General features: G+C 60.5%; 10 protein-coding genes. 8 read left to right on the forward strand and 2 right to left on the reverse strand.

Annotation, left to right across the window (positions count from 1 at the left end; genetic code table 11):
• Positions 1–97: 97 nt before the first annotated feature.
• The gene (argH, locus tag AC3WWR_RS20920) at positions 98–1,492 is read right to left on the reverse strand and encodes an argininosuccinate lyase (RefSeq protein ID WP_492599027.1); all 1,395 of its coding nucleotides are present in this window, start codon (positions 1,490–1,492) and stop codon (positions 98–100) included.
• A gap of 452 nt (positions 1,493–1,944) precedes the next feature.
• Here argH and AC3WWR_RS20925 point away from each other — a divergent pair, with 452 nt between their 5' ends.
• The 7 genes from AC3WWR_RS20925 (at position 1,945) to AC3WWR_RS20955 (ending at position 8,352) form a co-directional block, all read left to right on the forward strand.
• Positions 1,945–2,691 carry a LytR/AlgR family response regulator transcription factor gene (locus tag AC3WWR_RS20925; RefSeq protein WP_020799331.1) on the forward strand — a complete coding sequence of 249 codons (747 nt, stop codon included), beginning with the start codon at positions 1,945–1,947 and terminating at the stop codon, positions 2,689–2,691.
• 138 nt (positions 2,692–2,829) lie between these two features.
• The gene (hemC, locus tag AC3WWR_RS20930) at positions 2,830–3,771 is read left to right on the forward strand and encodes a hydroxymethylbilane synthase (protein ID WP_020799330.1); all 942 of its coding nucleotides are present in this window, start codon (positions 2,830–2,832) and stop codon (positions 3,769–3,771) included.
• Positions 3,768–4,535 (forward strand): uroporphyrinogen-III synthase, encoded by a 768-nt coding sequence (locus AC3WWR_RS20935; RefSeq protein WP_033039378.1) that lies wholly within the window; start codon positions 3,768–3,770, stop codon positions 4,533–4,535. The genes hemC and AC3WWR_RS20935 overlap by 4 nt, the downstream gene beginning before the upstream one ends.
• A gap of 16 nt (positions 4,536–4,551) precedes the next feature.
• Positions 4,552–5,700: a uroporphyrinogen-III C-methyltransferase gene (locus AC3WWR_RS20940; protein WP_151143724.1), complete on the forward strand. Its 1,149-nt coding sequence runs from the start codon at positions 4,552–4,554 to the stop codon at positions 5,698–5,700.
• Positions 5,697–6,935, forward strand: coding sequence for a heme biosynthesis protein HemY (locus AC3WWR_RS20945; protein ID WP_020799327.1), 1,239 nt, complete (start codon positions 5,697–5,699; stop codon positions 6,933–6,935). Before AC3WWR_RS20940 ends, AC3WWR_RS20945 begins: the two co-directional genes overlap by 4 nt.
• A 230-nt stretch (positions 6,936–7,165) precedes the next feature.
• Complete coding sequence (locus AC3WWR_RS20950) at positions 7,166–7,717, forward strand: disulfide bond formation protein B (protein ID WP_020799326.1); 552 nt, start codon at positions 7,166–7,168, stop codon at positions 7,715–7,717.
• Between the two features lie 176 nt (positions 7,718–7,893).
• Complete coding sequence (locus AC3WWR_RS20955) at positions 7,894–8,352, forward strand: Rsd/AlgQ family anti-sigma factor (protein ID WP_033039380.1); 459 nt, start codon at positions 7,894–7,896, stop codon at positions 8,350–8,352.
• A 61-nt stretch (positions 8,353–8,413) separates the two neighbouring features.
• Here AC3WWR_RS20955 and AC3WWR_RS20960 read toward each other — a convergent pair whose 3' ends face one another.
• Positions 8,414–9,079: an FKBP-type peptidyl-prolyl cis-trans isomerase gene (locus AC3WWR_RS20960; RefSeq protein WP_033040662.1), complete on the reverse strand. Its 666-nt coding sequence runs from the start codon at positions 9,077–9,079 to the stop codon at positions 8,414–8,416.
• Between the two features lie 192 nt (positions 9,080–9,271).
• Between AC3WWR_RS20960 and AC3WWR_RS20965 the strand changes: the two genes are divergently transcribed.
• Positions 9,272–10,405: an AlgP family protein gene (locus AC3WWR_RS20965; RefSeq protein ID WP_492599028.1), complete on the forward strand. Its 1,134-nt coding sequence runs from the start codon at positions 9,272–9,274 to the stop codon at positions 10,403–10,405.
• The last annotated feature ends 32 nt before the right edge of the window (positions 10,406–10,437 follow it).

The raw sequence follows: 10,437 nt of genomic DNA on the forward strand, positions 1-10,437 counted from the left end.
CTGAACTCAGTCATCGCGAGCAGGCTCGCTCCCACAGAATTTGATGTGTGAACACCATTCAATGTGGGAGCGAGCCTGCTCGCGAAGCTTTTAGCTTTTAGCGGCTGGCGAGCAGTGCCTGACCGCGTGCTACGGCGGCCTGGACCTGTGCTGGCGCTGTCCCGCCGATATGGTTACGGGCGTTGACCGAACCTTCCAGGGTCAGCACGGCAAACACGTCCTGATCGATCTGGTCGCTGAACTTGCGCAGTTCTTCCAGGCTCATTTCCGCCAGGTCCTTGCCGTTTTCCACGCCGTATTTCACGGCATGGCCAACGATTTCATGGCAGTCGCGGAAAGGCAGGCCGCGGCGTACCAGGTAGTCGGCCAAGTCGGTGGCAGTGGAGAAGCCGCGCAGGGCTGCTTCGCGCATCATCGCGTGCTTTGGCTTGATCGCCGGGATCATGTCGGCAAAGGCACGCAACGAGTCGCGCAGTGTGTCAGCGGCGTCGAACAGCGGTTCCTTGTCTTCCTGGTTATCCTTGTTGTAGGCCAGGGGCTGGCCTTTCATCAAGGTCAGCAGGCCCATCAGCGCGCCGAATACACGACCGCTCTTGCCACGTACCAGCTCCGGCACGTCAGGGTTTTTCTTTTGCGGCATGATCGAGCTGCCGGTGCAGAAACGGTCCGGCAGATCGATGAACTGGAACTGCGCGCTGGTCCATAGCACCAGCTCTTCGGAGAAGCGCGACAAGTGCATCATCGCGATGCTGGCCGCTGAGCAGAACTCGATGGCGAAGTCGCGATCGGACACGTTGTCCAGCGAGTTGCCGCCCACGGCGTCGAAGCCCAGAAGTTGGGCGGTGTATTCGCGGTCGATCGGGTAGGTGGTGCCGGCCAGCGCGGCGCTGCCCAGTGGCATGCGGTTGGTGCGCTTGCGGCAGTCGACCAGGCGCTCGTAGTCGCGGCTGAGCATTTCGAACCAGGCCAGCATGTGGTGCCCGAAGGTCACCGGCTGAGCCGTCTGCAGGTGAGTGAAGCCAGGCATGATGCTACCCGCTTCGCGCTCGGCCTGCTCCAGCAGGCCTTTTTGCAGGCGGGTGATTTCGCCGAGGATCAGGTCGATTTCGTCACGTAGCCACAGTCGAATGTCGGTGGCGACCTGGTCGTTACGGCTGCGGCCGGTGTGCAGTTTTTTACCGGTCACGCCAATGCGGTCGGTCAGGCGTGCCTCAATGTTCATGTGCACGTCTTCGAGGTCGACGCGCCAATCGAACTGGCCGGCCTCGATTTCACCCTGGATGGTCTTCAGGCCATCGATGATGCTGTCGCGCTCGGCATCGGTCAGCACACCGACCTTGGCCAGCATGGTGGCATGGGCGATCGAGCCCATGATGTCGTGGCGATACAGGCGCTGGTCGAAGGTGACGGAGGCGGTGAAGCGGGCGACGAAGGCGTCGACGGGTTCACTGAAGCGGCCGCCCCAGGACTGATTGGTCTTGTCAGTGCTCATGAATTCGCTCGTATCGGCTGTAGAAAGATGGCGTTGAAAGCTGCCGCGGATAATAACAGGGTTGCCAATCCTGTCGCTGGCACTGGTCGACTGGTTTTCATTGCCCAGGGTGTCAGAGCCTGTGTGCGAACAATTTGCACAACGATATTTTTCAATTGAGCAATAACGTTCCGGCAACCGTCTACAGTTGGACAGTAGGATGAGCGCACTTCTCGGTGCGCAAGAGGACTATAAGAAGAGGGGGTGTTCATATTGCGTATCAGCAAACCCTGTGGCGATGTGTCGCCAAAGCGGGCCTGGGCCGCTAATCGCCCGGCAGATAAAAATTTAGCTGCCCGACCAGCGGCACTTTTTGACGCTCGCGCTAGTCTTAGCGTGGATCGCGGTGACGGACGTCACTTCACCTGTCTACGCTATCCTTGTGCGAGACTCACGCAGGAATCCAGCGCAATATGAATGTCCTGATCGTTGATGACGACCCCCTTGCCCGCGAGCGCCTGAGCCGAATGGTTGGCGAGCTCGAGGGATACAGTGTCCTGGAGCCCAGCGCTACGAACGGCGATGAAGCGTTGGCACTGATCGACAGCCACAAGCCGGATATCGTGCTTCTTGATATCCGCATGCCAGGCCTCGATGGCCTGCAAGTGGCCGCGCGATTGTGCGAACGTGAAACCCCGCCCGCCGTGGTGTTTTGCACGGGGCCCGATGAATTTGCCGTGGAAGCCTTACAGGCCAGCGCCGTAGGCTATCTGGTGAAACCTGTGCGAACTGAACAATTACATGACTCGTTGAAAAAAGCCGAACGGCCCAATCGTGGCCAACTCGCCGCCCTGACTCGCCCTGCCGCCGAAAGTGGCAACGGCCCGCGCAGCCATATCAGTGCTCGTACCCGCAAGGGGATCGAACTGATCCCGCTGGACCAGGTGGTCTATTTTATTGCCGACCACAAGTACGTGACCTTGCGTCACGAAAGCGGTGAGGTGCTGTTGGATGAGCCGCTCAAAGCCCTTGAAGATGAGTTCGGTGACCGTTTCGTGCGTATTCACCGCAACGCACTGGTCGCTCGCGAGCGCATCGAACGGTTGCAACGAACACCGCTGGGGCATTTCCAGCTGTTTCTAAAGGGCCTGAACGGCGATGCATTGATCGTCAGCCGACGCCACGTGGCCGGCGTGCGGAAAATGATGCAACAGCTTTGATTCGCTGGTTGCTGGCGGACTTCACACCCGATTGCCGGATATCCGGGGCCAGGGAGGCCGAGTAGTTTCTGATACAAGTCAAAGTGGATTTGGCTGAGCTGTTATTATCCGCCGTATCTATTCAGTACGGATTGATCCATGTCCTCTCGCCAGATCCGCATCGCCACCCGCAAAAGCGCTCTTGCCCTGTGGCAGGCCGAATATGTCAAAGCCCGTCTGGAACAGGCCCATCCGGGTCTGCTCGTGACCTTGGTACCCATGGTCAGTCGCGGCGACAAGCTGCTTGACTCACCCCTGTCGAAAATCGGCGGCAAGGGCCTGTTCGTCAAGGAACTGGAAACCGCGCTGTTGGAAAACGAAGCCGACATCGCCGTGCATTCCATGAAAGACGTGCCGATGGACTTCCCCGAAGGTCTCGGCCTGTTCTGTATTTGCGAGCGCGAAGACCCTCGCGATGCATTCGTGTCCAACACTTACGCCAGCCTCGATGCATTGCCTGCGGGCAGCATCGTTGGCACGTCGAGCCTGCGCCGCCAGGCCCAGTTGCTGAGCCGTCGTCCGGATTTGGAGATCCGCTTCCTGCGCGGCAACGTCAACACGCGCCTGGCCAAGCTCGACGCTGGCGAATACGACGCCATCATCCTTGCGTCCGCCGGCTTGATCCGGTTGGGCTTTGAAGATCGCATCACCTCGGCCATCAGTGTCGACGACAGCCTGCCGGCCGGTGGCCAGGGCGCAGTGGGCATCGAATGTCGCACCGCCGACAGCGAAATCCACGCACTGCTCGCACCGCTGCATCACCAGGACACCGCGACTCGCGTGAGCGCCGAACGTGCCCTCAATAAACACCTCAATGGCGGCTGCCAGGTGCCGATCGCCTGCTACGCCGTGCTTGAGGGTGAACAGGTCTGGTTGCGTGGCCTGGTGGGAGATCCGAGTGGCGGCCTGCTGCTCAGTGCCCAGGCCCGAGCGCCGCGTGGTGACGCCGAGGCGTTGGGGGTGCAAGTGGCCGAAGACCTTTTGAGCCAGGGCGCCGCCGAAATTCTGAAAGCGGTCTATGGCGAGGCAGGCCACGAGTGACGGGCTGGCGCCTGCTGCTGACGCGTCCGGCGGATGAGTCGGCGGCGTTGGCCAGTCTTTTGGCCGACCAGGGGATTTTCAGCAGTAGCTTGCCGCTTTTAGACATAGTGCCGATCCCTGTCTCTGACACAATCTGCGAAGTGATCCGCGAGCTCGATCGCTACAGTGCGGTGATTGTGGTCAGCAAGCCCGCTGCGCGAATCGGCGTCGAACTGCTCGAGCGATTTTGCTCTCAAGCACCGCGTGTGAAGTGGTTTAGCGTCGGCTGCGCGACGGCACGGATTCTTCAGGATCACGGCATGGACGTGAGCTTTCCGGAGGAGGGCGACGACAGCGAAGCCTTGCTCGAGCTTGCGAGTTTGCGCGAGGCTCTCGCCGGGCCTGATCCGCGTGTGCTGATTTTGCGCGGGGAGGGCGGGCGTGAACTGCTGGCTGAGCGTTTGCGCGAGGCAGGTGCTAGTGTCGAGTATCTGGAGTTGTACCGCCGCGAGCTGCCGCAATACCCCTCGGCAGCCTTGGAGCAGCGGATCGAAACGGAACGCCTGAATGCACTGGTGGTCAGCAGTGGACAAGGTTTTGAGCACCTGCATCAATTGGCTGGCGATGCCTGGCCGCAGTTGTCGCGGTTGCCGTTGTTTGTACCAAGCCCCAGGGTCGCCGAGCTGGCACGTGCCGCCGGAGCCCAAACAGTTGTGGATTGTCGTGGCGCCAGCGCCACGGCATTGCTGACGGCGTTGCGGGAGTATCCCGAACCCGTTCTCTAATGCAAAGGATGGATACGTGAGCGAAACAGCCTTGCCAAAAGATGACGTCCGGCCAGTGCTTGAAGCGCCGGTTGATGAAATGCAGCCGCCACCTGCTGCGGTGCAGCGCCGCGGCAATGGGCTGGCCATCGTCGCGCTGCTGCTGGGCGCCGCCGGTGTCGCGGTGGGTGGTTGGGGGGTCTGGCAGGTGCGTCACCTGCAAGCGATCAACCAACAGCAGTTGGGTCAGGTGCAGGCGTTGAGTGACGAGGCGCAGAGCCTGAAACTCAATGATCAACGCCTAAGCGCGCGTCTGGAGCAACTGCCCGGCGCCGATGTGCTGGAAGAGCGCAGTCGGCTGGTGGTTCAGCTTCAGGGTGATCAGCAGCGACTCAATCAACGCCTGGAAACCGTCCTCGGCGCCAGCCGCAAGGATTGGCGACTGGCAGAGGCCGAGCACTTGCTGCGTCTGGCCAGCCTGCGTCTTTCGGCCCTGCAGGACATCAGCAGCGCCCAAGCCCTGGTGCAAGGCGCCGATGAAATTCTCCGTGAACAGAATGACCCTGGCTCCTTTGCCGCTCGCGAGCAAGTGGCCAAGACCCTGGTGGCCCTGCGCAGCACCGAACAGCCGGATCGCACCGGTTTGTTCCTGCGACTGGGGGCGTTGCGCGACCAGGTGATCAACCTGACCGAGCTCGCGCCCGAGTACAAGGATCGCGGCGAATCCTTGCTGGGACTGACCGCCGATGGCGACGGCGCCAGCCGCTGGGCGCAATGGTGGGATCAGATCTCGCGCTACATCCGTATCGATTTCAACGCCGACAAGAATGTTCGTCCTTTGCTGGCCGGGCAGAGCCTGAGTCAGGTTCGCCTCGCCCTGAGCCTGGCGCTGGAGCAGGCGCAATGGGCTGCGCTCAACGGTCAGGCAGCGGTGTATTCGCAAGCCTTGGCAGAGGCGCGGGATGTGCTCAAGGGCAACTTCAACCCGGACAATCCCCAGAGCAAAGTGATGCTCGAACAGGTAGCGGAACTGAGCAAGCAGCCGGTCTCCGTGGTCACCCCGGACCTGACTGGCACCCTGAGTGCGGTCCAGGGCTATCTGGAGCGGCGTAACGTCAACGCCGAGGACTCGATCAAGCCGCTGGCCAAACCTGCCGCGAATACCGCGCAGGAGGCCACCCCATGAAACGCCTCTATGTGATCGTGTTCCTGGCCATTGCGGCTGCGGCTGCGCTGGGCTTGGCCATCGCCGAGCATTCAGGCTACGTCCTGATCGCCTACAAGAGCTTTCGCTACGAATCGAGCCTGTGGGCAACCCTGGCCTTGATCGCCGTTCTCTGGCTGGTCTTCTGGGGCATCAAGGCGTTGATCGAACTGGTGACGACCTCCGGTGGCGTGGTCAACCCGTGGTCACGGCGCAATCGCAGTCGCCGGATCCAGGTGGCGATAGAGCATGGGCAACTGGACCTGGCCGAAGGTCGCTGGGCCAGCGCGCAGCGTCATTTGCATCGGGCCGCAGAAGCCGAGCGCCAGCCGCTGCTTTACTACCTCGGGGCTGCACGGGCCGCGAACGAACAAGGTCGATACGAAGAAAGTGACAACCTGCTGGAGCGTGCTCTGGAGCGTCAGCCCCAGGCCGAGTTGGCGATTGCCTTGAATCACGCGCAGTTGCAGACCGATCGTGGTGATACCGAGGGCGCCCTGGTGACCCTGCAGGCCATGCACGAGCGTCATCCGCATAACGCACAGACGCTGCGTCAGTTGCAGCGCCTGCATCAGCAGCGAGGTGATTGGTCGGCAGTGATTCGCTTGCTGCCTGAGCTGCGCAAGGACAAAGTCCTGCCAGCGGCTGAACTGGCCGAACTGGAGCGTCGAGCCTGGGGTGAGAACCTGTCCCTGGCGGCGCATAAGGACGTGGAAGGGGCGCTCGGTTTACAGGCGCTCGATCGCGCGTGGCAACAGCTGACCTCGGCTCAGCGCCAAGAGCCGCAATTGGTGCTCGCCTATGCCGAGCAGCTGCGGCAACTGGGGGCCCAGGTGCAGGCCGAAGAAGTCTTGCGCACGGCGCTGAAGCGTAACTATGACAGTCATCTGGCGCGCCTTTATGGATTGGTACGCGGCAGTGACCCGGCTCGCCAGCTGCAACTCGCCGAGGGCTGGCTCAAGGATCATCCGACAGATCCTGGCCTGTTGCTGACGCTGGGTCGCCTGTGTCTGCAAAGCAGCCTGTGGGGCAAGGCCCGGGATTATCTGGAAAGCAGTCTGCGGGTACAGCGCAATCCGGAAGCATGCGCCGAACTGGCCCGCCTGCTGGCACAGATGGGAGACACCGAACGCAGCAACCAGCTATTCCAGGAAGGCCTGGGCTTGCTCGATGAGCGCTTGCTGGCGGCACCGTTGCCGGTGTTGGCTCGCGTTTGACCACTGAGTGAAGGATCGCTCGAATGGGCGATCCGCTGCTCCAGAGTCTGTCGGAATTCTCCCTTCACAATCCCGCTTCAGCAAAGTCCTACAGACCATTGCATCTTATCCTCCGATGCCTGTCGGGATTTCCTAACGTATTTGCTGAAGTGTCTGCATCTGCCCGCCTTGTAAGGGTTGCGCAGTTTCCACTACCGTAGCTGTCGGACTCTTATTGTTACGGAAACGCCATGTCGTTGGCCTGCCCCCGCTCCCTGTTTTTCACTGTGTTCATCGCAGGCGCCCTGGCCTTGGGCGTTTCCTATTACCTGGAATATGCAGTCGGCCTCCAGCCATGTGGCTTGTGTCTGTTGCAGCGGGCTTGCCTGGCGCTGTTGACCGGTTTGAGCCTGATAGCTTCGGTGCACGGTCCCGGTCGCCTGGGGGCCTTTGTGTATTGGCTGCTCGGGCTGTTCTGCGGCCTGTTGGGCACATTCACGGCCTGGCGCCAGGTGTTGCTGCAAAGCGACCCAGTGCATCAACTTTCCGCCTGCTCGCCCGACCTTGCCGAGGTATTTACCAGCGCCCCGTGGTTACGGGTTGCGCAGCAGTTGTTCCAGAGTGCCGTCGACTGCCCGCGGATAGCCTGGACGTTGTTCGATTTGAGCATTCCGGAATGGAGCCTGCTGTTCTTCGTAGCGGTGATGATTCCGGGAATTTATCAGCTGATTGGCCTGGCCTTGAGCGCCAGCAGACGACCGCTCGGCGGCGAGTCGTCGCATCGGGTGCTTGCCAAAGATTAAACACTTGTATGAACTTTATCGTCTGAGTACCTTGAAGCCACCGTCGTGCGGGCATAATCTGGCCCGCACGTGTCATTGGATTTATGTTGCTCGATGACGCTCTGCCTGGTCGATCTTGATTCTCAAGTGTGTGACAGGTGTAGAGCAGCATGACCCACAAGGGAAGAGAGACCGCCATGCTCGAAAGTTGTCAGAATGCTCAGGAACGTTGGGGTGGAGTTCATCTGCTGATTGACCGCTGGTTGCTAGAGCGTAAAGAGCTGATCGATGCGTACGACAAGCTCGGAGCAAAACCTGAGGCACTGTCCGAGAACCGCAAGCCCTTGCAAGAGTTCTGCGGCGTCCTGGTCGATTACGTATCCGCCGGCCACTTCGAGATCTACGAACAATTGACGGGGGAGGCCAAGGCCTTCAACGACAAGCGTGGCCTGGAACTCGCCGAGACCATCTACCCACGCATCGACGTCATCACCGAGAAACTCCTCGCGTTCAACGACCTGTGCGATGCCGGGAAGTGTGTTGCTGATGAGTTCAAGACGCTGGGTGGCTTGCTGCATGAGCGCTTCGAACTGGAAGACTGCCTGATCGAAGTGCTGCATACCGCTCACAAGGAAGAAGATTCGGTTCAGGCCTGATCGTTCTCCCCGCAAAACATGAAAACGGTGCGCCATGGCGCACCGTTTTTCGTTTGTGCTTTCAGCTGGAGGCGTCGCGCAATTCGACTTCGAATACCAGGGGAGTGAAGGGGGCGATCAGGTCGCCGGCACCGTCGGCGCCATAAGCCTGCGATGATGGAATCACCAGGCGCCATTTGGCACCGACCGGCATGTTTTGCAGCGCGCTGCGCCAGCCGCTGATCACGCTATCGAGACTGAACCATTGCGGTTGATTGTTTTGGTCGAACACTGTGCCGTCAGGAAGTCTCCCGATGTAAAGCACCTGGACCTTTACGTTTGGTCCGGCCTTGGTGCCGTTACCCGGTGCCAACTCGGTCAGCAGGATTCCATCCGCCAATTCGCGAACGCCAGGTTTGGCTTTTTCCCTGGCGAGAAAGTTTTGCTCGCTTTCCAGCGCCAACGTGTTTTGCGGCGCAGGCGTCTGCATGCTCACCCGCGCTTCGTGCTCGCTCAGAATCTGTTCGATCTGCTCGTCCTTCAACGCCAGTGGCTTGCCTTGATAGGCCTGCTGCAATCCGTCGACCAGTGCCTGAATCTGCAAGTCAGGAACCTCTTGGCGCAAGCGCTCGCCGAGACTTGCTCCCAGGCTGTAAGCGAGATCGTGAGCGTCTTTTTCCGGGTTTTTTTCGGCGGCTTGGGCTACGGAAAAAAACACGCAAAACGATAAAAACAGGTAGCGCGACATCGACACTCTCCAGCCTGGGATGCGGCCGATTATGCCAGTGCGAATGCATTCAAAGGTGAACTGCTTTTGCGCCAGCGCAGAACATTTTCAGTTCGTTGCAACGCAGCGCTTTGGATACTGTCAAGATGCCCTAGCGGCGGTAGCAGCAGAGGTCTAGTATGAGCCGCACTCACCCCAGCCAGGAGGTAAACCATGTCGGCCACCAAGAAGCCTGTAAGTACTCCGTTGCACCTGCTCCAACAACTCTCGGGCAGCCTGCTCGAGCATCTGGAAAACGCTTGTTCCGAAGCTTTGGCTGATGCTGAGAAATTGCTCGCCAAACTGGAAAAGCAGCGCGGAAAAGCGCAAGAGAAACTGCACAAATCCCGCACCAAATTGCAGGACGCAGCGGCGGCCGGAAAGGCCAAGGCACAAGCCAAGGCCAAGGGCGCGGTGAAAGAGCTCGAGGACCTGCTTGATGCACTCAAGGATCGTCAATCGGAAACTCGCGGCTACATCCTGCAACTCAAGCGCGACGCCCAGGAAAGCCTGAAACTGGCCCAGGGTGTTGGTCGCGTTCAAGAGGCTGTCGGCAAGGCGTTGTCCCTGCGTTCGGCCAAACCAGCTGCGGCTCCTGCGAAGAAAGCTGCTGCCAAACCGGTTGCCGCAAAAGCACCGGCCAAGCCTGCCGCCAAACCTGCCGCCAAGGCACCGGTGAAAGCCGCAGCCAAACCTGCTGCAACCTCTGCAGCGAAAAAACCTGTCGCGGCCAGTGCTGCAAAACCGGCTGCTAGAACCGCTGCTGCCAAACCTGCTGCCAAGCCAGCTGCTGCCAAAACAGCGGCCGCGAAACCGGCCGCCAAAACCGCCGCTGCGAAACCTGCCGTAGCCAAAACCGCAGCCGCCAAACCAGCCGCTAGAACTGCCGCTGCGAAACCGGCTGCCAAACCTGCCGTGGCGAAAACCGCTGCCAAGCCTGCTGCAAAACCAGCGGCCAAACCGGCGGCGAAAGCAGCTGCGAAACCTGCTGCAAAACCAGCGGCTAAAACCGCTGCGGCCAAACCAGCCACCGCCGCAAAACCTGCCGCGGCGAAACCGGCAGCAAAACCCGCCGCTGCAAAGCCAGCAGCAAAACCGGCAGCGAAACCAGCAGCGAAACCTGCCGTGAAAAAACCGACCGCTGTTGCCAAGCCGGCTCCGGCCCCTGCTGCCAAGCCAGCGACGCCAGCGCCAGCGCCATCCGCTTCGGCTGCTCCTACGCCGACAGCAACAACCTCGACAGCCTCCACCGCGCCAACGCCAGTGGCACCGTCGAACTCCAGCACCAACCCAACCAGCGCTTCTTAAGTGCCGGTTACCGGGGGGGGCCGATGGGGTCG

The sequence above is a fragment of the Pseudomonas sp. EB271-G4-1 genome (assembly GCF_058791355.1).